The 20,554-nt window shown below is 66.1% G+C and carries 17 protein-coding genes and 3 tRNA genes; 14 read left to right on the top strand and 6 right to left on the bottom strand.

The window, feature by feature from the left end; genetic code table 11:
• The first annotated feature begins 1 nt into the window (after window position 1).
• The 4 genes from HLH36_RS17685 to HLH36_RS17670 all read left to right on the top strand — a co-directional run bounded on the left by HLH36_RS17685 (window position 2) and on the right by HLH36_RS17670 (window position 5,657).
• Window positions 2-1,369 carry an efflux RND transporter periplasmic adaptor subunit gene (locus tag HLH36_RS17685; RefSeq protein WP_182987604.1) on the top strand — a complete coding sequence of 456 codons (1,368 nt, stop codon included), beginning with the start codon at window positions 2-4 and terminating at the stop codon, window positions 1,367-1,369.
• Window positions 1,354-3,507: an HlyD family efflux transporter periplasmic adaptor subunit gene (locus HLH36_RS17680; RefSeq protein ID WP_182987603.1), complete on the top strand. Its 2,154-nt coding sequence runs from the start codon at window positions 1,354-1,356 to the stop codon at window positions 3,505-3,507. The genes HLH36_RS17685 and HLH36_RS17680 overlap by 16 nt, the downstream gene beginning before the upstream one ends.
• 102 nt (window positions 3,508-3,609) lie before the next feature.
• Complete coding sequence (locus tag HLH36_RS17675; protein ID WP_182987602.1) at window positions 3,610-5,514, top strand: hypothetical protein; 1,905 nt, start codon at window positions 3,610-3,612, stop codon at window positions 5,512-5,514.
• Window positions 5,515-5,582: 68 nt separating this feature from the next.
• Window positions 5,583-5,657, top strand: a tRNA-Val gene (locus HLH36_RS17670).
• A 112-nt stretch (window positions 5,658-5,769) separates the two neighbouring features.
• Here HLH36_RS17670 and HLH36_RS17665 read toward each other — a convergent pair.
• On the bottom strand, window positions 5,770-5,934 hold the full coding sequence (locus HLH36_RS17665) for a hypothetical protein (RefSeq protein WP_182987601.1): 165 nt from the start codon (window positions 5,932-5,934) through the stop codon (window positions 5,770-5,772).
• A 12-nt stretch (window positions 5,935-5,946) separates the two neighbouring features.
• Between HLH36_RS17665 and HLH36_RS17660 the strand changes: the two genes are divergently transcribed.
• Window positions 5,947-6,303 carry a YidB family protein gene (locus HLH36_RS17660; protein ID WP_182964036.1) on the top strand — a complete coding sequence of 119 codons (357 nt, stop codon included), beginning with the start codon at window positions 5,947-5,949 and terminating at the stop codon, window positions 6,301-6,303.
• 55 nt (window positions 6,304-6,358) lie between these two features.
• Here the strand turns inward: HLH36_RS17660 and HLH36_RS17655 are convergent, their stop codons facing one another.
• Window positions 6,359-7,198, bottom strand: coding sequence for an N-formylglutamate amidohydrolase (locus tag HLH36_RS17655; protein WP_338030487.1), 840 nt, complete (start codon window positions 7,196-7,198; stop codon window positions 6,359-6,361).
• A gap of 228 nt (window positions 7,199-7,426) precedes the next feature.
• Between HLH36_RS17655 and HLH36_RS17650 the strand changes: the two genes are divergently transcribed.
• Window positions 7,427-7,501, top strand: a tRNA-Val gene (locus HLH36_RS17650).
• A 99-nt stretch (window positions 7,502-7,600) separates the two neighbouring features.
• On the opposite strand, the gene ruvX is transcribed toward HLH36_RS17650, so the two are convergent.
• Window positions 7,601-8,080 carry a Holliday junction resolvase RuvX gene (gene ruvX / locus HLH36_RS17645; RefSeq protein ID WP_182964035.1) on the bottom strand — a complete coding sequence of 160 codons (480 nt, stop codon included), beginning with the start codon at window positions 8,078-8,080 and terminating at the stop codon, window positions 7,601-7,603.
• Window positions 8,081-8,156: 76 nt separating this feature from the next.
• On the opposite strand from ruvX, the gene gatC reads away from it, so the two are divergent.
• The 4 genes from gatC to HLH36_RS17625 all read left to right on the top strand — a co-directional run bounded on the left by gatC (window position 8,157) and on the right by HLH36_RS17625 (window position 11,564).
• Window positions 8,157-8,444: an Asp-tRNA(Asn)/Glu-tRNA(Gln) amidotransferase subunit GatC gene (gene gatC / locus HLH36_RS17640; protein WP_182978831.1), complete on the top strand. Its 288-nt coding sequence runs from the start codon at window positions 8,157-8,159 to the stop codon at window positions 8,442-8,444.
• Window positions 8,444-9,928: an Asp-tRNA(Asn)/Glu-tRNA(Gln) amidotransferase subunit GatA gene (gene gatA, locus HLH36_RS17635; RefSeq protein WP_182987614.1), complete on the top strand. Its 1,485-nt coding sequence runs from the start codon at window positions 8,444-8,446 to the stop codon at window positions 9,926-9,928. The genes gatC and gatA overlap by 1 nt, the downstream gene beginning before the upstream one ends.
• A complete protein-coding gene (gene gatB, locus HLH36_RS17630) occupies window positions 9,928-11,376 on the top strand; it encodes an Asp-tRNA(Asn)/Glu-tRNA(Gln) amidotransferase subunit GatB (RefSeq protein ID WP_182987600.1) in 1,449 nt (482 codons plus the stop codon). The genes gatA and gatB overlap by 1 nt, the downstream gene beginning before the upstream one ends.
• 95 nt (window positions 11,377-11,471) lie before the next feature.
• A tRNA-Ser gene (locus HLH36_RS17625) sits at window positions 11,472-11,564 on the top strand.
• 68 nt (window positions 11,565-11,632) lie between these two features.
• On the opposite strand, the gene HLH36_RS17620 is transcribed toward HLH36_RS17625, so the two are convergent.
• Window positions 11,633-12,019: a hypothetical protein gene (locus tag HLH36_RS17620; RefSeq protein WP_182987599.1), complete on the bottom strand. Its 387-nt coding sequence runs from the start codon at window positions 12,017-12,019 to the stop codon at window positions 11,633-11,635.
• Window positions 12,020-12,225: 206 nt separating this feature from the next.
• A complete protein-coding gene (locus HLH36_RS17615) occupies window positions 12,226-12,810 on the bottom strand; it encodes a hypothetical protein (protein WP_182987598.1) in 585 nt (194 codons plus the stop codon).
• A 152-nt stretch (window positions 12,811-12,962) separates the two neighbouring features.
• Here HLH36_RS17615 and HLH36_RS19945 point away from each other — a divergent pair, with 152 nt between their 5' ends.
• Both HLH36_RS19945 and HLH36_RS17605 read left to right on the top strand, forming a co-directional pair.
• On the top strand, window positions 12,963-14,198 hold the full coding sequence (locus HLH36_RS19945) for a hypothetical protein (RefSeq protein WP_246377014.1): 1,236 nt from the start codon (window positions 12,963-12,965) through the stop codon (window positions 14,196-14,198).
• A gap of 219 nt (window positions 14,199-14,417) precedes the next feature.
• Window positions 14,418-15,710 carry an O-antigen ligase family protein gene (locus HLH36_RS17605; protein WP_182987597.1) on the top strand — a complete coding sequence of 431 codons (1,293 nt, stop codon included), beginning with the start codon at window positions 14,418-14,420 and terminating at the stop codon, window positions 15,708-15,710.
• A gap of 35 nt (window positions 15,711-15,745) precedes the next feature.
• Here HLH36_RS17605 and HLH36_RS17600 read toward each other — a convergent pair whose 3' ends face one another.
• A complete protein-coding gene (locus HLH36_RS17600; RefSeq protein WP_220792906.1) occupies window positions 15,746-16,150 on the bottom strand; it encodes a cytidine deaminase in 405 nt (134 codons plus the stop codon).
• A 118-nt stretch (window positions 16,151-16,268) separates the two neighbouring features.
• Between HLH36_RS17600 and lysA the strand changes: the two genes are divergently transcribed.
• Both lysA and HLH36_RS17590 read left to right on the top strand, forming a co-directional pair.
• A complete protein-coding gene (lysA, locus tag HLH36_RS17595) occupies window positions 16,269-17,627 on the top strand; it encodes a diaminopimelate decarboxylase (RefSeq protein WP_182987595.1) in 1,359 nt (452 codons plus the stop codon).
• 7 nt (window positions 17,628-17,634) lie between these two features.
• Entirely contained in the window at window positions 17,635-20,475 is a 2,841-nt protein-coding gene (locus tag HLH36_RS17590; protein WP_182987594.1) for a DUF4175 domain-containing protein, read from the top strand.
• Window positions 20,476-20,554: the final 79 nt, after the last annotated feature.

The following is a 20,554-nucleotide window of genomic DNA, read 5'->3' as shown; positions in this document are numbered from 1 at the left end:
GATGTCGCATGCCCCCCCGCGCGAGGGCGCGGGCCGAGATGTTCGTCAGGCCGATCTTCTGCTGTTTTCCGGCATTCTGGAATTGTGCGAGCGTATCCGCGCCTGTCCGCGCGATGAGCTGGATTTCGTGCTGGTCAATGAAATGCGGGAATTGATCCCGTATCAGCAAGCGGCCCTGTATGCGGACGCGACGCAGGCGGTGACGGCGGTATCCGGTGTCGCGGTGTTCGAGCGATCCGCGCCCTATGTCCGCTGGATCGGCAGCGTGTTCGCGGCCGTCATGCGGCAGGAGGGGCACGCGGGGGAGGGAAGCGCGGCGGGCGGCGTCCGCCCCCTGGCGGCCGCCGACCTGCCGGACGATATCGGGGCGGCGTGGGAGAACTGGCTGGGATCGCATGCCCTGCTGGTGCAACTGGCCTCGCGTCACGGGCCGGTTGGCGGCTGGCTTCTTGCGCGGGCCGAGCCATGGACCGCACGGGAGGCCCGGCTGCTGGCCCTGGTCGGCGGGGCGTATGCCGAGGCCCGGCAACTGGCCGACCTGCCGCACCGGCCTCCGGCGCGGCACCGTGCGCGACGCTGGGTGCTGGGGGCGGGCGCCCTGGTCGCCGCCATTGCCCTTTATCCCGTCCAATCCTGGGTGTTGGCGCCGGCCGAGGTGGTGGCCGCCGATCCGGCTTATATCCGCGCGCCGTTCGCCGGGATCGTCCGGCAGATCGACGCGCCGCCGAACGGGCCGGTGCAGGCCGGCGTCGTCGTGGTGGAACTGGAGCGCGCGCAACTGGAAAGCCAGTATCAGGTCGCCAGCAAGGCCTGGCAGGTTGCCAGGACCGAATATGACGAGGCGGTGCAGGCCGGCATGTCGGATCAGAAGGCGCGTGCCCAGGCCGAACAGTTGCGGGGGCGTATCGACGAGGAGGAGGCCCAGATGCGTTATCAGGACGACCTGTTGCGCAAGGCCTCGATCCCGGCGCCGATGACCGGGCTGGCGCTGTACAATGATCCGTCGGAATGGATCGGGCGGCCGGTCGAAGCGGGCGAACGTATTCTGATGGTTGCGCCCGCCTTGTCCCGGCGTGTCGAAATCCGCCTGCCCGTAACCGAAATCGGGCATTTCGACCTGGGATCGGCTGTGCGCTTCTTCGACAATGTGCGGCCGGACCGGCCGCATGCGGGCCGCCTGGTCTTCGCATCCTATGGCAGCAGCGCCACGCCGGCCGGAATCCTTGCCTACACGCTGCGGGCGGATATGGGGCAGGACATGCGCCTGGGCCTCAAGGGCACCGCGCGCATCTACGGCCCCCGGCATGTGCTGATCCTGTGGGCGCTGCGCAAGCCGCTGAGCGTCATCCGGCAATGGCTTTCGTTCTGAGTGCCGCCGGGACCGGCGCGAGTCCTTCCGCCGCGTCTACGGTGCCACCGGCCTGGCCGGCCCTGCGCGACGACCTGGAATTGCTGCGCGGCCCGGTCTTCGCGGGGGCACCGACCTGGACCTTGTACGACCCTGCCCGGCATCGCTACATCCGGCTGGGCTGGGTCGAGATGGAAATCCTGCAACGCTGGCATCTGGCCGATATCCAGGCCGTCATCGCGGACATCGAAGCGACCACGACCCTGCGGCCCGGCGTGCAGGACGTGACCGACATGCTGCTGTTCGTGCGCCAGGCGGAGCTGACCACGGCCGGCATGCCCGGCGACAGCCAGCGGCTGGCGCAACGTGCCCGTCGGCCGGGGGCCGTCGCGTGGCTGTTGCACCATTATCTTTTCTTCCGGGTCCGGCTCTGCAATCCCGACGGCGTTCTGGCGTGGGCGGCACCGCATCTGCGCTGGGTGTTCACGCGCGGGTTTTGCGTGGGGGCCGGCACAGGCGCCCTGATCAGCCTGCTGCTGATCGCGCAGCAATGGGCGACGTTCGTCCAGGGATTCGCGCGGCTGATGACGCCCGAGGGCGCATTCGGCATCGCCTGCGCGCTGGTGCTGAGCAAGATCCTGCATGAATGCGGGCACGGCATCGCCGCCCGGCATTTCGGCTGCCGCGTTCCGTCGATGGGGGTGGCGTTCCTGGTTCTGTGGCCGGTCCTGTGGACGGATACCACCGATGCGTGGCGCCTGACGCGGACGCGGGACCGTCTGGTCATCGACTGTGCCGGTATGGTGGCGGAAACGCTGCTGGCGGTCTGCGCGTCGATCGTGTGGAGCGTCCTGCCCGATGGTCCGCTGCGCGACGGGGCGTTCACGCTGGCCAGTTCGACGTGGCTCCTGACTCTGTCGGTCAATCTCAGCCCGCTGATGCGGTTCGACGGCTATTATATCCTGTCCGACCTGCTTGGCGTGCCGAACCTGCAGGAGCGGGCCTTCGCCTGGACGCGATGGCGCACCCGGCGGCTTCTGTTCGGGGGGGACGAGCCGCCGCCGGAGCCGTTTTCCCGAAGGCAGGGGGGGCTGCTGCTGGGATACAGTATCGCGACCTGGTTCTACCGGCTCTTCCTGTTCACCGGTATCGCGCTGGTCGTCTATCACGCGGTGTTCCGGGCGCTGGGGGCGGTGCTGATGGGCATCGAATTATGGGTGTTTCTTGTCCGGCCCATCCTGCGCGAGGCGGCGGAGTGGGGGCGGCGGATGCACTCCAACCACCGCCATCGGCGCGCGCGGGCGACGGCCCTGGCGGCGCTGGCCGGGCTGGCATCGCTGCTGGTTCCCTGGCGGGCGAACCTGCGGGCGCCGGCCATTCTGCGGGCGGCCGAACAGGCGGAACTCTATACCGACGACGCAGGGGTCGTGACCGCTCCACCGGTCGATGGCAGTGCGGTGGTGAAAGGGCAGCCCGTCCTGGTCCTGCGTTCGCCGGCGCTGGAGCATGATGTCGCGGTGGCGCGGGCGCGGCTGGTCTCGCTCCGTGCCAGCCTGGCCGGGCGCGATTTCGATCCGGCGCAGACCTCTTCCCTGAACGACACGATCGACCAGATCGCGCAGGAAACCGCCGAACTGGACCATCTTCAGGCTTCCATGCGGCTGTTGACGGTACGCGCGCCCTTTTCCGGGCGCCTGGTGGATGTTCCCCCCGATATCCGGGCTGGCGACACGCTGCGCCGCCATGAACGGATCGGTACCCTCGTCACCGACACGCGCGCGGTCATCGAAGCGTATGTCGACGAGGCGGATATCGACCGGCTGCGTATCGGCGCGCAGGCGCGCTTCCGGCCGCCGGGGGGAGATGGGGCCATGACCGATGCCCGCGTAGTCGCCATCTCGGCGGCCTCGATCGGGCATCTGGAGTCGCCCGAGGCCGCGTCGGTCTATGGCGGGCATATCCAGGCGCGGAAGGATGAGAACGGGCAACTGGTCCCTGACGGTGCGGTCTATCGCGTCATCCTGGCTCCAGAACAGGCGTTCACGTCCCGCAATCCGCGCCAGCCCGGTATTGCCGTGATCCGGAGCCGGCCGATGTCGCTGCTGGCGCGGGTGTATCGCCGGGCCGTCGCGCTGCTGATGGGGGAAGCGGGCTTCTGATCTTTCCGGCCGGATGGGGGAGCGGTTAAACTTTCGATATGGGGTGCCGCCTGTCCAAACGGTATGATTTCTGGGCGCGGAATTATGCGGTATGGATTCCCTATGCTGGACATTCGTACCTATGACGCCCAGGCGGGCGGCAATGTTCTCTACAAGGCCCTGGCCCATCCGCTGGCGGCCGAGGCGCTGGCGGGACTGGCGGCTTCGGTCCGTGCCGCCGGGCCGGTGGCGGTCTATGACCCCGAGGGCATGTTCGCCATGGTGTTGGCGCTGTGCCCCGGCGGTGCGGGCGGCGTATCCGGACTGGGCGCGATCGAAGGTGTGTATGTCCATGATACGCAGCGTGTCGGCCAGGCCACGGCGGCCGGCCCGGCGCGGGCGCTGGTGGATCTGCCGCGTGCATCGGTGGGGGCGGTGCTGGCCGTGAGTTTCGACGGTGCGCGCGTGCGCGACCGGATCGCGCATCTGCTGCCTGACGGCGCGCGGGTCTTCGTGCTGGATGGCGTGCGGTTGCCCGATACGTTGCTGACCGTGCCGGGTCGCTATCTCGACCGGCTGAATTTCGCGACCAACCATGCCTTCTTCCGCGACGCGGATGGATTGTCGACCCGTCTGGTCACGGCGAATTACTGGGCGCGCTATGGCGCGTCGGAGGTGAGGCTGTGGCTGCGGCTGTTCGGCGCCCGGGGCGAGGCGCTGGCCAGTTGGGAAGAGCGTGTGCCCGACGGCGAGAGTGCCATCGTGATCGACAGCCGCGAGGTGCGCGAGCGTTTTGGCCTGCCGCCCTTCGTCGGGCAGTTGTTTGTGCATGCGATCGGCGTGGCCGGGCATGATGTGGTGAAATACGCGCTGGATACCTACGGCACCGGCGATAATCGGAGCCTGTCGGTCACGCATGATGCCAATGCCTGGCCGTCGGACCGGTATGCCAACCTGCCGGCGCCGGATGAGGGCGAGGAGGTCGTGCTGTGGGTGCAGAATAGCCACGCGGTGCCGATCCCGCCCGGTGCGATGTCGCTCAATCGCATGGGGGATGAGCGGCAGGTGCCGATTCCGCATGGGATTGGTCCCTATGAGACCGTGGCGATCCCTGTTGCCGGCTGCCTGCCCGAGTTGCGCTGGCCGGCGCAGATCGAATTGCGGTCGGGGCGGTATCTGGTGCGGCCGCGCTACGAGGTGACGCATGCCGCGCGGACGCGCATTGCCCATCTGAACGTGGAGCGTGCGGACCTGCGCCCCGATCCGGGAATCGCGGACCTGCCGGCCAGTCTGGGGCGGGGCTATCTGCTGCCGTTCCCGATTCTGGACCCCGAGCGCTTTCGTACCGTCGTCCAGCCGTCGCCGATGGCCGAATCGCAGGTGACATTGCCGCTGCGTCTGGATTGTTTCGACGCCCAAGGGCGGCTGACCGGTCGGAAATTCCTGGGCTGCCTGCCGCGCGACCATGATCTGGCGCAGGATGTGGCGGAACTGGGCGTGCCCGAGGGGCACGGGGAACTGGTCTATGATTTCCGCGATGGGGGGGAGGCCGATGGCTGGCTGCATGCGCTGATCCGTTTTACGGCGCGGCAGGGCGGGCATGCGGCCGAGACCAGTTTCGGGGCCCATATCTTCAATACCGTGATGACCTATAGGGGCGAGCCGCAATCCTATTCCGGACCGCCGCCGGGGCTGACCACGCGGCTGTTCCTGAAGGGCGGGAACGGGCTGGGCGAGGCGTTCTGCTGCCTGATCTATCCGGCGTCGGCCGCCTGGCGCCCGTGGTCGCAGACCATGCTCAGCCTGCATGACGGGCAGGGGCGGATGGTGGCGAAGGTGGATCTGGAAATCGCCTGTTCGGGATCGACGATGGTCTGGCCGCATCGGCTGTTCGGTGCGGCGGCCATCGAGCGCGCCGGCATGGGCGGATATGTCATGATCCGCGACGTCACGTGCCGGCTGTTCGGCTATCACGGTGTCATGCGGGCCGATGGCGCCTTCTCGCTGGACCATATGTTCGGCTTTTGAAGAATGTGTGACGGGGTATCTTGCAGCCCGAAGGGAGATCGATTAAGAGGTCCCCACCGGGCACGGATGGGTGCGTAGCTCAGCGGTAGAGCATCGCCTTCACACGGCGGGGGTCACAGGTTCAATCCCTGTCGCACCCACCATCCGACCGGGAAAATCCCGTTTAAATCCCGTCTCTTTTGTCGGATGCCGTTGGGCCGTTGCAGCGCAACCGGTCTCGGTTCGCGCGTGTTCAGTCGCGATTTTTCTTGACACTTAAAAGTGATTTGAGCCATCAGAATCACGTTGCAGCGTTTCATTTGAACGGCTGCTTCTTGGACGTTTCCTCCCTAAACTTGGCGGTGCTTCGGCACCGTCTTTTTTTTGTCCGGGCACCTTGGCTGATCCCTCGCGATCGGCGCCTACTGAAGCAATCAGCATTGAAGGTGGATCATGGCGGGTTTCTTTGACGGACTGGTGAACAAGCTGACGGAACTGGCGGACAGCACGGGCCTGACCGACACGGTGCATCAGCATCTGGCCGACCTGACCTCGCCCAGCGGCATTTCGACCTTGCTTGCCCAGGCCGAACAGGCAGGTCTGGGAGACAAGGTCCGGTCGTGGATCGGCAATGGCCAGAACCTGCCGGTTTCTCCGGACGAACTGCGTTCGATTCTCTCGAATCAGCAGGTGCAGGCCCTGGTCGACAAGACGGGTCTGCCGGCGGCGACGATCCTGCCGGCACTGGCGCAGTTTCTGCCGGCGGCGGTGGATCATCAGACGCCGGGCGGCGCATCTCCGGCAGCCTGATAAAGGAGCGCCTGAAAAGTCGTTCTGCCGGGCATGCGGACGCGCATTTGCCGTGTCAGCATGCCCGGATTCCGGAGGGGCGGGCCAGGTTGGTGGCAATGTCGGCCAGCGCGCGCAGCAGGGCGGTCATGACGGTGCGGATATCGCCGAATCCGGCGTTCGGCGTCAGCCTGTTCTCATCCATATAGAGTGCTCGGCTGATTTCGATCTGCAAGGCGTGCCGTCCCGTGGCCGGCCTGCCGTAATGGCGGGTGACATATCCTCCGGCATAGGGGGCGTTGCGGTTGGTCCTGAACCCATAGGATCGCAGGCAGGCCTCGGCCGCCTCGGTAATGGCGGGCGCGCAGGACGATCCCCATGCATCTCCCAGTACGAAATCGGGCATGCCGCAGGCCCGCAATCCGGCGCCGGGCATTGAATGGCAATCGACCAGCACGCAGACACCGTGTGCCGCGACCTGGGCTTCGATCAGCGCCGACAGGGCGTTGTGATAGGGACGCCAGAAGCGGGCGATTCGATCCGTGGCCTCGCGGAGCGGCAGGCGGGTGCGGTAGATCGGGGTGCCTGATGCCGAAACGCGGGGAATGACGCCCAGGCCGGCACGTACCCTTGGGGTGATGCTCGTAAGGTCTGCGGGCGGGGACTCGGTGAACATCGTGGGGTCGAGTTCGTCCGAATCGCGATTCGCGTCGCAATAGATGCGCGGAAAGGTGGCGTGGAGCATATGCGCGCCCACTACCGGTGCACCGGTCAGCAGGGCATCGACGCAAAAATCCTCGCTACGGCGCAGGGCCGGGCGGTCCAGCCGCGACAGTGCGAGGAATTCCTGCGGGTATTCATGTCCCGAATGGGGCGAGGCGACGACCAGCGGCACGTCGGCAACCGTGGGCGGCACCACCCTGAATGGGAGAGGTGTGGCCGTGGGTGGGTCCGATCCAGGATTTGACCCGGGGGCCACCCGCGATTCCATTTGCATCACGTAGGGTTATCCGGCGCGAAGGGAAGGATATTATCCTTGTTTTTTAGCGTATTGCTGGAAACGGTCACCGGCTCGTCATTTTTTCCGTACGGATGGGTTGCGCAATGCCGGTTGCCCGGCTAGAAGCCTGTTCACCGAACGGATGGGCGCATAGCTCAGCGGTAGAGCACTACCTTGACATGGTAGGGGTCACAGGTTCAATCCCTGTTGCGCCCACCATCCTTCGGGCTCCCTTTCTTGCAATCGCTAAAGACGATTTGAAAAAACGATCCGCCGGGCGAGCGTGCCGTGAAGCGGCCCGCCAGGCAGGCCGATTGTTCAGACGGTTTCCGGCCGTGTGGCCGAGGCGTCCAGCGCTGCCTGGAGCATGTAGGCAGCGGCCAGCTTGTCCACCAGTTCGGCACGGCGTTGTCGGGTGAGGTCGGCATCCTGGATCAGCATGCGGTTGACGGCGCTGGAGGACAGGCGCTCGTCCCACATCGCGGCGGGCAGGCCGACCAGTTCCGACAGGTTCAGCATCCAGTCATGGGCCGCCTGTGCGGCCGGACCGAAGCTGCCATCCATCGATAGCGGCAGGCCGCAGACCAGACCCCCGACCTCCTCGCGTGCTGCGATCCGGCCGATTTCGGCGGCGATGGCGGACAGTTTGCCGCGTTTCAGCGCGCCGTAGGACGAGGCCAGCATCAATAGCGGGTCCGACAGGGCGAGGCCGATCGTCTTCTGGCCAGGATCGATGCCCAGCAGGCGTTGGCCGCGACCCAGATGGGTACGGATCTGGTGCATGTTGAACAGGGGCATGGTCTGGGTCTATGGTCCGCGCGGTATCCTGACCGGCAGGATATTCCCCCCAGATGATAATGGAAAGTTATGCTTCATGTCGCTTGACCCCGCGACGGTCCGACGTATCGCCAGATTGGCACGGATCGGTATCGACGAATCCGACCTGCCCGCCCTTCAGCGGGAACTGAACGGCATTCTCGGCTGGATCGAGCAATTGAACGAAGTCGATATCGACAATGTCGAACCGATGGTCGGCACCGGGCATGCCGCGCTGCGCATGCGCGAGGATGTGGTGACCGATGGCGATGCGCGCGAGGCCGTGCTGTCGAATGCCCCCGATGCGGCGGGGCCGTACTATACCGTGCCGAAGGTGGTGGAATGATGCTGACCGAACTCACGATCGCCGCGGCCCAGGGGGGGCTGCGTCGCCGCGAATTCTCCGCCGAGGAACTGGTGGGCGCCCATGTCGCCGCCATCGACCGGCTGAATGGCCGGCTGAATGCCTTCATCACCGTGACGTCGGAGCAGGCGCTGGACGCCGCGCGGCGTGCCGATGCGATTCTGGCCGGCGGCGGGGATGCGCCGGCGCTGACCGGGATTCCGCTGGGGATCAAGGATCTGTTCTGCACGGACGGTGTGCGGACCACGGCGGCCAGCCGGATGCTGGAAGATTTCGTTCCGCCCTATGAAAGCACGGTGACGGCGAACCTGCTGGCCGACGGCGCGGTTTTTGTCGGCAAGACCAATCTGGACGAGTTCGCCATGGGTTCGGCCAACATCACCTCGGCCTTCGGTTCGGTGGAAAATCCGTGGAAGCGGGCTGGGGATGCGGAGACCGTGCTGGTTCCCGGCGGGTCCTCCGGCGGATCGGCGGCGGCGGTGGCCGCGCGGCTGGCCATGGGCGCGACCGGCACCGATACGGGTGGGTCGATCCGCCAGCCTGCGTCCTATTGCGGTATCGCGGGGATCAAGCCGACCTATGGGCGGTGCAGCCGCTGGGGGACGATTGCCTTCGCCAGTTCGCTGGATCAGGCCGGGCCGATGGCGCGCACGGTCGAGGATTGCGCCATCCTGCTGCAATCGATGGCGGGCTTCGACACGCGCGACAGCACCAGCGTGGATATCGCGGTGCCGGATTATCGTGCCGCCTGCGGCCGGTCGCTGAAAGGCATGAAGGTGGGTATTCCCGCCGAATACCGGGTGGCCGGCATGCCCGCCGAAATCGAGGCGGCGTGGGAGCAGGGCATTGCCTGGCTGCGCGACGCGGGATGCGAGATTGTCGAGGTTTCGCTGCCCTACACGAAATATGGTCTGGCGACCTATTATATCGTCGCGCCGGCAGAATGTTCGTCGAACCTCGCGCGCTATGACGGTGTGCGCTTCGGCCGCCGGGTTCCCGGTGCGTCGCTGGACGAGTTGTATGAAGCGACCCGGCGGGAAGGGTTCGGGGCCGAGGTGCGGCGCCGTATCCTGATGGGGACCTATGTGCTGTCGGCCGGCTATTACGACGCTTATTACCTGCGGGCGCAGAAGGTGCGGAACCTGATCCGCAAGGATTTCGAGAACGCGTTCCAGACGGTAGACGTGCTGCTGACGCCGACCGCGCCGTCGCCCGCCTTCGCGCAGGGCGAGAAGATGGATGATCCGGTGCAGATGTATCTGAACGATGTGTTTACCGTGCCGGCCAGCATGGCCGGTGTGCCTGCCATGTCGGTTCCCGCCGGGCTGAGCCAGTCGGGCCTGCCGTTGGGCCTGCAGGTGATCGGCCGTTCGTTCGACGAGGAATCGGTTTTCGCCGCGGCCAGTGCCCTGGAGCGGGCGGCGGGCTTCACGCATCGTCCGGCCGTGCGCGCGGAGGTGGTGTGATGACCTATCTGATCGAAGGGCGCGACGGTCCGTGGGAACTGGTGGTGGGGCTGGAAGTCCATGCTCAGGTCATCAGCCAGTCCAAGCTGTTCTCCGGTGCCTCGGCTTCCTATGGTGGTGAGCCGAACACGCATGTCAGCCTGGTCGATGCCGGGTTTCCGGGCATGCTGCCGGTCATCAACCGCGAATGCGTGGCGCAGGCCGTGCGTACCGGTCTGGGGCTGAAGGCGCGGGTGAATCTGGAAAGCCGGTTCGACCGCAAGAATTATTTCTACGCGGACCTGCCGACGGGCTACCAGATCAGCCAGTTCACGCATCCGATCATCGGCGAGGGCGCGATTGAGATCGAACTGGCCGATGGTTCGACCCGCATGATCGGCATCACCCGCCTGCATCTGGAACAGGATGCCGGCAAGTCGATGCATGATCAGGACCCGGTGCGCTCGTTCATTGACCTGAATCGAGCGGGCGTGGCGCTGATGGAAATCGTCAGTGAGCCGGATATCCGCTCGCCGGAGGAAGCCGGAGCTTATCTGCGCAAGCTGCGCATGATCCTGCGCTATCTGGGCACCTGCGACGGCAACATGGAAGAAGGCTCGATGCGTGCCGACGTGAACGTATCGGTCCGCAAGGCCGGCGAGCCGTTCCGTACGCGCTGCGAGATCAAGAACGTCAACTCGATCCGCTATGTCATGCAGGCGATCGAGGTCGAGGCCGTAAGGCAGGTGGAGATCTGGGAAAGCGGTGGTTCGGTCGATCAGGAGACGCGCCTGTTCGACCCGGCGCGTTCCGAGACCCGGTCGTTGCGCAGCAAGGAAGATGCGCATGATTACCGCTATTTCCCCGATCCGGACCTGCTGCCGCTGGTGATCGAGGAGGCGTGGGTGCAGGATCTGGCCGCGCATCTGCCGGAACTGCCGGATGCGAAGCGCCAGCGTTTCCAGGATGAGTATGGCATCCCGCGCTATGATGCCGGCGTGCTGGTGGCCGAACAGGCGACCGCCGATTTCTATGAGACTGTGGCGCGCGGCCGCGATCCGCGCCTGGCGGCGAACTGGGTGATCGGCGATTTCTTCGCGGCGCTCAACCGTACCGGCCGCACGATCCAGGACAGCCCGATCAGCGCCGACGCGCTGGGCGGCATGCTGGACCTGATTACCGACGGCACGATCAACGGCAAGATTGCCAAGGACGTGTTCGAGGAAATGCTGGAAAGCGGCGAATCGGCGGCGGAGATTGTCGAGCGCAAGGGGCTGCGGCAGGTGACCGACACCGGCGCGATCGACGCCGCCGTGCAGGCGGTGCTGGACAAGAACCCTGACAAGCTTGCGGAATATCGCAGCGGCAAGGACAAGCTGTTCGGCTTTTTCGTCGGTCAGGTCATGAAGGCGATGGCTGGCAAGGGCAATCCGGCGCTGGTGAACGAAGCCCTGAAGAAAGTGCTGTAATCGCTGGAGAGGTAGCGGTTTGGGGTTTGACGGCGCTGCGGTGACAGTCTACAAGCAGCGCTGCAAACGCCGTGTTAACAAACACGCTCCTCGGCGGAGGGGTGGCCGAGTGGCTGAAGGCGGCGGTTTGCTAAACCGTTGTACGGTGTCAAGCCGTACCGTGGGTTCGAATCCCATCCCCTCCGCCAATACTTCCAAAAATATGATTTATCAGGCCCCTGGCCAGAGAGGCTAGGCGCCTCTGCGTCGAGACGCGTTACGGGATTTCCCGCCCGGCGACGATGTCGTACGGGGCCCGTTCCATCGTGATCATTGTGCGGATTTGAGGCAGCGGCGCCTCGAATTCTCGATATCGCGGGCCCTGGGCCGTGATGTCGCAGGCGTTGCGGGACACGGGAGCGGCGCCGAGAGGCGGCAGTTGCAACCGTGCCCGCATCGTGTCGATGAAACGGGGCAGCAGGCGTGTTGTCCCGAAGACATTTCCCTCCTGTTCGAGAGCGAGTCGGGCGGGATCGAAGATATCCTGCTCCGCTTCTGGGCCGTAGATCCTGTCGAACGCGAAACCCAGCATGATTGTCTGGTGGCAGATTTCCATCGGCGCACCGGGGGCCGAGCGGAATTCCGCCGGAGGTCGCTCCCGCATCAGGCGCATCGCGCTGGTGAACGTCTCCGGGTCTTCGTCTGAACGCCTGCAATGCAGGAATGCCGAGCGGAAGCGGGCAATGGGATCGCGGAGCAGGGCGGCGAAACGAACTTCGGGCGCTGCCGCGCGTGCGAGGATCGGCAGGAGAGATGTGGCCGCCGATCAGGTCGAAATTGCGTGCCTGTGGTGGATGACGGTTAAACGCCTCATAGTTTTCGCAATAGAGCTTGGCAGGTACATGGTTTCCGATTGCCATCCCAGATGGTCGCGCCTGCCGTTTTGGGAATATGCACGAAGAAAGCAGTGTTCCGGCATCGCTTGAGTTTCGGGGCATTCAGGAACTCGCTGACGGGCCGATAAGGCGTCGCGCGTCGGCGTTCACGATCCTGCCGGTATTCCCGACTCAGGAAATGGGGCCATAGAGCCGGTGATCTGCGTTGCTTGAAGCAGGTAAAAACGTCATTGGCGTAAATCGGTTGCCACGTATTGTAGATTTTCTGCAGAACGGCAGAGAAAATGCCCGATATCCGTCCCTTGTAAAGAAAGAAGATCGTGACATCTTCGAAGTCTATCACATACCGATAGGTTCGCATATCGGCGACTTCGATTGCGGGCATTGGCCGTCGGGTAACAGAACGCGATCGGCTTTCGACAGATGCGGTGAGACTGTCTGCCATGCGTTCTGCCACGCCGGATCGTTCCATTGCGGCGTTGCTGTCAGGAGCGACAGGAAGAAGAAAAGAGCATGAAAATATCTCCATACGTCGGAACATGGTCGGGAAACTGGACAAGGAGCATGCGCCTGAAGCTGTAAAAGAGGGCTTTGCTCGGGCGGCTACATGAACAAGGTCCCAACCTGTTCGTGCTTTGAGATGACGCCTCCATCAAATATTTGTGGCGATTCAATAAGGGTGACTTGTTTCCGTTTAAGTAACGATGTGATGTGGTGTTGCAATATTTAATATTCTGGTTCGGCTACTCTTGTTTCCCGGGCATTAACGTTTCGACGGGTTCATTATCCCAAACGGGAGAAGCGTTGCCTTTCTGCTTGCTGCGACTGGCCAGGTGTCCGGTGGGCTCGGTCGTTGGTGTCTATTTTCACAATCTTGTGAGACTGGCGGCGGAATATGAGCGCGCGGCCTGGGCTGCGGGACAGGTTGCGAGAGACTGTATTCTTTATCTGGAATGGTCTGGACGATTTTCTTGCGATTGTGGTCCGTCATGTCCGCTGGTCGAATCCGGCTGGTGCCGTGCCGATAGGGATCGTTTCCCTGAAACCGGGATTATTTCATATCGTTCATCGTCTCCGCCTTCCGGGGATGAAACAATGAACAGCGATGAGGCAGCGGCTATCAGCCGGGATAAGACTGCGACTGTTGCTTTCGAAATGGGGGATATCGGACTGGCGCTTCCCGAAACGGCACCAGCCGGGGTCGGGGAGATGCTGTCCGAACCGGTCTTCCCCGATTTGCCGGACAGCGTGTTGGCGCGCATTGTCGGAGACATGCACCGGAACGGTTTTGGTGTGGCTTACGACAGTATCGACCCCGCGCGTCTGGCGGTCCTGCAGGATTTCGTTGCCGGGAAGATTGCCGCTGTGGGCGGCGAATATGTGGCGCTCACGGGCCCGGGCGCCGTCAGCGGCACCATGCTGGAGGCGTTGTCCCTGTCGCCGGAATTCAACCGTGCCTGCCGGACGATCTACCGGATGGGAACGGGCCGAGTGGGTCCGGATGTGCCGTTCTACCAGGTTCTGCGCGGTCTCTCGGGCAAAACCGGTGAGAAGCACGCCTATTTCTTCCATTACGATTCGTACGTCATTACCGCATTGGTGCCGATCCTGATGCCGTCGGTGGGCAAGGCGGGCGACCTGATCATGTTTCCCAACCTGCGCGGCATCAGAAAGACCTATCTGGCCAATCTGCTCGACAAGGTTCTGCTGGATAACCGCCTGACGCAGATCGTCCTGAGACGGGGTGCCACATCCGGTCGTCTGCGGTTCACCCGGGTTCGCATGAAGCCGGGGAATGTCTATTTCTTCTGGGGATACCGGTCGGTGCATGCGAACGAACCCTGCGATCGCGATCAGATCCGTGCCACCGCCTTGTTCCATTATGCCAATCCTCATGCCGATAGTGGGGTACGCCGCCTGACCAGTCGCGAGGCGCCGGTCGATTGAGAACGACCGCCTGATCCGCGCCCGGCGAGGGTTCTTGAGCATCGGGGCGGCGCGGCCTGCCGGCCATGAACACCGAAGCGCAGGAAATGCGCGCTGGATCGCCGCCAGGGTGCATTTTCGGTCAGGCTCTGAAACAATTCGTGCCGGAGAGTCTGATCGCCAGGAATGCGCCCACGCCTGTATGGGGAAGCCTGGACTGGCAAGCGGCGTTATATGTGGATGATGGTTGAAAAGGTAAGCGGGCGCTGGGGCGGGCCCGATGGCGTGATACGGGGGATCGCTCTGGCGATGACCCTGACGCTGCCGTTCTTTCAGTTGCGGGGGCGGGCGATCAGTGATGGATTCATGTCCTGCATCGCGGTGTTGTTTCTTCTGCATTGCCTGCGCGCCCACGATCGTGGCTGGTGGCGCGGATGGCCGGTGTTTGCCCTGGCATTCTGGGCGCTGGCCATCCTGTCTTCGGTGATGCATGGCACCGGCCATGCGGTTGCCGAGGCGGCCGTGCTGGGGCGGTTCTTCCTGTTCTGCATGGCGCTGGAACGCTGGGTGCTGCGCGATGGTGACGCGCGACGGTGGCTGGGCATGTCGGTGACGCTGGCGGCCCTGTGGCTGGTCGTGGAATGCTGGCAGCAATATCTGCTGGGGACCAATCTGTGGGGCTATCCGCGCTGGGTGGATGGCGCGCTGACCGGGCCGTTCTACAAGCCCCGCGCGGGGGCGGCCCTGCTGATGGTCGTCTTTCCGGGGCTGATGGTGTTCGCCACGCGCTGGCTGGAAGCGCCGGCCTGGCGCGCGCGGCTGGCGGGGATCGGCGTGATCATGTTCCTGACGCTGACGATGATCCTGATCGGCCAGCGCATGCCCGCGCTGCTATTCGGCCTGGGGCTGGCCGTCATGGCCGTGCTGATCCGCCGCCTCCGCTGGCCGGTCCTGGCCGCCGGGCTGGCCGGGGCCATGGGGCTGGCATTGCTGCCCGTGCTGTCGCCGCCGGCCTATGCCAAGCTCGTGGTGCATTTCATGGACCAGATGCGGCATTTTTCCGACAGTCCCTATGGGCAGATCTATATTCGCGCCGGGGTCATGCTGGCCCGGCATCCATGGCTGGGATTGGGCGTGGATGGGTTCAGGGGGGCGTGCGCCGACCCGGCCTATGTCCGTGACCTTGTGCTGTTCGGCCATACGTTTCCGACCCGCGATGTTGCGCTGGGGTGCAATATCCATCCGCACAATATCTATCTGGAGGTTGCCACTACGGCGGGGTTGGCCGGGCTGGCCTGTTTCCTGGCGATGGTGGCGTGCTGGCTGGGGCGGATGATCCGTGTCCTGTCGCCGGCACGGGCGCCGCAGCAGGCGATGCTATGCGTGGCATGCTGCGTGATGCTGTGGCCGCTGGCATCGAGCAGCGCCCTGTTCACCGTACGGACGGCGGGCTGGATCTTCCTGATGGTCGGCTGGGGGCTGGCGGCCTCGGCCGATATCGCGGGGGAGGGAAGGGCCGATCGTCGGCTCTGATCGGGCCGGCGCCGACCTGGCGGGCTTTGGCCGGTTCAGGCGGCGTCGAGATCCTCGGGGCCGAAGGCGTCGGGGAGCAGGTCGGCCAGCGTGCGGACCAGCAGGACGTCGCCTTCCGGCCCGACCATGCGGATTCTCAGGTCCGGGGCGCCGAATTCGCGGATCTTCTGGCGGCAGCCGCCGCAGGGCGCGCAGGCGCGGTCGCCCCCGCCGCAGATGACGAGGTCGGCGATGCGGCGGCCGCCGGCCGCCACCATGGCGGAGATGGCCCCGCCTTCGGCGCAGATGCCTTCGGGGTAGGCGGCATTCTCGGTATTGCAGCCGACGAAGAGGCGCCCGTCGGCGTCGTGCAGCGCGGCGCCGACCAGAAAGCGCGAATAGGGGGCGTAGGCGTTGCTGCGAACGGCGATCGCGGCGTCGATCAGCTTGTCGTCGGACATGGCGGCCTCCCTGGGTTTGTCCAGCCTGATGAATGCTCTATCGGATCGTATGGCGAAAGAACAGCATCGGGGGCCTGTGGCGCTTGGAACCGGGGCGCCGTCCCGGTATTCTCGGTGCATGCTGGATTGCCCCCCTTCGCCTGCCGAGCAGGACCCGACCGTCGCCGACCTGCTGGCCGCGCGACCGCATCTGTCGATGCATGCCCTTGACGGCCTGATGCTGGAGGACGTGCCGCTGAACGCGATTGCCGACGCGGTCGGCACCCCGACCTGGGTGATGGGGGCGGGGACCCTGCGGGCGCGCTATCGCCTGCTGGAGAAGGCGATGCGCGGTGCGGGGCTGACGCCGTCGATCCATTTCGCGGTGAAGGCGAACGATCATCTGGCCGTGCTGCGGATTCTGGCGGCGGAAGGGGCCGGCGCCGACGTGGTCAGTGGCGGCGAGTTGCGCCGGGCCCGCGCGGCCGGAGTGCCGGCGGCGCGGATCGTCTTTTCGGGTGTCGGCAAGACGCGCGAGGAAATGGCGCTGGCCCTGGCCGAGGGGATTGGCCATATCGCGGTTGAGAGTGCCGAGGAACTGGACATTCTCTCCGCCGTCGCCGCGTCCTCGGGCCGGGTGGCGCCGATCACGCTGCGGGTGAATCCGGATGTGGATGCCGGCACGCATGAAAAGATCACCACCGGGCTGTCGACCAACAAGTTCGGCATCGCCTATGCCCGTGCCGCCGCGCTGTATGAACGTGCGGCGGGGCTGCCGGGGCTGAAGCCGCTGGGATTCTCGGTGCATATCGGCAGCCAGATCGTCGCGATGGCGCCCTATCGGGCCGCGTTCGCCCGGGTGGCGGATCTGGTGCGCACCGTGCGGGCGCGTGGCCTGCCGGTCAGCCTGGTGGATTGCGGCGGGGGCCTGGGCATCTGCTATCGCGATGAGGCCGAGGGGGCGCCGGAGGCATTGGCGGGCGCGATCCGCGCCGAGCTGGGCGATCTGGACGTGCGGCTGGCCATCGAGCCGGGGCGCTGGCTGGCGGGCCCCGCCGGGCTGCTGCTGTCGCGGGTGATCCTGCGCAAGGCGGGCGAGGACGGGTTGCCGTCCTTCCTGATCCTGGATGCGGCGATGAACGATCTGATGCGGCCCAGCCTCTATGAAGCCTGGCATGGCATTCTGCCGGTTTCGGCCCGCGATGCGACGCGGCCGGTGGAGGCGGTGAACGTGGTCGGGCCGGTTTGCGAAAGTGCGGATTCCTTTGCGGATGGCCGGGCCCTGCCGCGTCTGGAAGAAGGGGCGCGGGTCGCATTGCTGGATACCGGGGCGTATGGCGCGGTCATGAGCTCCACCTATAACGGCCGGCCGTTGGCCGCGCAGGTGCTGGTCGATGGCGGGCGGTGGTCGGTGATCCGCGAGCGCCAGCCGGTCGAGGGCCTGTGGGCGGCGGACCGGATTCCCGACTGGGTGACGCCCGTTCCGGCGGGCGGCTGAGCCCGGCATGGCGGGCGGGTCCACATCCCTGCGGGGCGACGGGGCGCCGGCGGCTTCCATCGTGCCGTTTGCGGTCCGTCTGGCGGCTGCGCGGCATCGGGCGCGGCTCGTCCTGTGGATCGAGGCGATCCGGCCCGTCCTGCTGCCGGTGCTGGGGGTGTTGGTTGCCTATGTGATCTTGGGCATGCTGGGGGCGCCGCAGGCTCTGTCCGACCTGTCGCGCGGGGCGATTCTGGTCCTGCTGGCCGGTGCCTGCGTGGGGTGGATCATCTGGCGGGGGCGGCGGGTGACGGGCCCGACGCCGGACGATATCGACCGGCGGATCGAGCGTGCGTCCGGCCTTGCCCATCGTCCGCTACAGACGCTGGCCGACCATCCGGCGGCTGGCGGGGCGGAGCAGGCGGGATTGTGGGCCGCGCATCAGTGGCGCACGGGGCTGGCTATCGGGCGGCTGCGCGCCGGGTGGCCACGCCTGTGGGCAGGGGCGCATGATCCGTGGCGGCTGGGTATCGTTCTTCCGGTCGCGCTGCTGGCGGCGTTGGGCTGGGCTGGGCCGGAAGTGCCGGGACGGCTGGCGGCCGCCTTCTGGCCGGGGTTGGACGATCCGGGTGCGGCGCGGCCGCATATTCAGGCCTGGATCACGCCGCCGGCCTATGCGCCCGGCGCGCCGGTATTTCTGGATGAGCGCGCCGGTCGGGCGACGGTGCCGCAGGGATCGGTGCTGAGCGTCAGCGTGACGGATCTGCGGGGGCGGCCGAGCTTGCGTGTGGCCGCGATGGCGTCGGGGCCGGCGGTGGCGGATGACCGGTTCCGTGCGCTGGGGCCGGGAAGCTGGTCGGCGGAGGTCAGGCTGCTGGGCAGCGCGACGCTGGCCCTGCGCGGGCGGGGGCGGACCTTCAGCGACTGGACCGTCACGGTTCTGCCCGATGCGGCACCGACGATTGCGTGGGGTGCGCGGCCCGGCGCCTCGCCGGGCGAATGGCGCACGCGGCTGCCTTATGCTGCGAAGCAGGCCTATGGCATCGCATCGTTGCACGCCGAGCTGCGGTTGGCGCAGCAGGGCAAGGGAGCGGCGGCCACGCGGGTATTGCGCGTGCCGATCCCGCTTGATGGCCAGCCGCGTGATGCGACCGGTGTTGCCACCCCCGATCTGTCGGCCGATCCGTGGGCCGGCGAGGAGGTTGTGGGCCGGCTGGTGGCGACCAGCACCAGCGGGCAGCGGGGTACGAGCCCGGAGGCGCGGTTCCGTCTCGGCGCGCGCAAATTCACGAGCCCGGTGGCAAAGGCGGTGCTGGACATCAGGCGCCGGTTGGCGCTGGGGCGGGAGGAACTGGCCGATGGTGCCGCCGATCTGGCGGCGCTGGGCGAGATGCCTGATCCGTTCCAGGCCGATGCGGGCATGCTGCTGAATCTGGCATCGGCCGCCGACCTGCTGGAAAGCACCGATGTGAAGCCGCAGGCGGCGCTTGACCAGGTGGTGGCGCGGCTGTGGTATCTGGCGCTGGAGATCGAGGATATCCGGCATGGCGGGCGGGCCGGTGCGCAGGCGGCGCTGGATGTGCGCGCGGCGCAGGATGCCGTGACCGCGCAGTTGAACCGCATGCGGGCATTGGGCGCGCAGGGCCAGTCGCCCGCCGAGCAGAGCGAATTGCAGCGGCGGATGGAGGCGTTGCGTCAGGCAATTTCCCGCCGGATGCAGGCGCTGGCCCAGCAGGCGCTGCAATCGCATACCGCCATCCCGGACCTGCCCGGGATGACCCAGGATGGGGACCGGGCGCTCTCGAAGATGATGCAGCAGATGCAGGATGCGGCGAAGGAGGGTCGGTCCGCCGATGCGATGCAGATGATGCAGCGTATGGAAGACATGCTGGAACATATGCGCACGGCCTCGCCGCAGGATCTGGCAAATCTGGCCGCCCAGATGATGGCGCGCCAGCAGGCCGCCGAACAGCAGGAAGCGCTGCGGGACCTGATTGGCCGCCAGTCCGGATTGCTGGACCACAGCCAGGCACGCCTGGACCGCGAGCAGCGCGCCCGCGAGAAGGCCGAAGCCGAGCGGCGTGCGCGGCAGGAGGAAGAGGCGCCGGATTCGGATGGTGATCTGGCGACGATGCCGGCGGCCGAATTGATGCGGCGCCTTGGCCTGCGGCCGTTGCCGGGCATGCAGGACGAGCAGCCGGGGCATGGCGGCCAGCCGGGTGGCCCGCCTCCGCCGCAGGGGAGCGCTTCGGCGGAGGGGGCGAATGGCCCGTCGTCGGCTGGTCCGGAGCCGCATGGCGGGGACGCACCGGGTGACGAGACGGCGCGACGGGACGACCGGGCCGTGCAGCACGCGCTGGGGCGGGCGCTGGACGAGCTGGGGCGCGAATTCAAGGGGTTGACGGGGAAGGATGCGCCGTCCGGTTTCGCCGATGCGGGGCAGTCGATCAAGAACGCACGTACGGCCCTGGCGGGTGGCGACGATGCGGCGGCGGCGGCGGCGCAGCGCAAGGCCCTGGCCGATCTGCAGAAGGGCGACCAGCAGATGCGTCAGGCCATGAAGGGATCGGGCGGCGGGGGAATGACCAGCTTCCTGCCGGGTTTCTCGAATGGTTCGGGTGGCGGCAAGCCGGGTGATGGCGATGATTCCGGGGAAAGCGCGCAGGAAGACCAGAAGGGCGATCGCGATCCGCTGGGCCGGCGGACGGGTGAAGGCAAGGAAGGCATGGATGCCGACACCCATGTGCCCGACGCCGTATCGCGCGAGCGAGCCCGCGAGATCGAGCAGGAACTGCGCCGCCGCGATTCCGACCGCACCCGCCCGCGCGAGGAACTGGAATATCTGGACCGCCTGCTGAAACCGTTCTGAAACGCATCGAAGCGGAGCGGCCAACAGGCCGCGAACGCCAGATCGTCATCGGTCGGCGTGAGGCGGTCAGTTTGTGGTC

The sequence above is a fragment of the Gluconacetobacter aggeris genome, assembly GCF_014174395.1.
Lineage (GTDB): Bacteria > Pseudomonadota > Alphaproteobacteria > Acetobacterales > Acetobacteraceae > Gluconacetobacter > Gluconacetobacter aggeris.
This window is presented reverse-complemented; position numbering and strand designations above follow the sequence as displayed.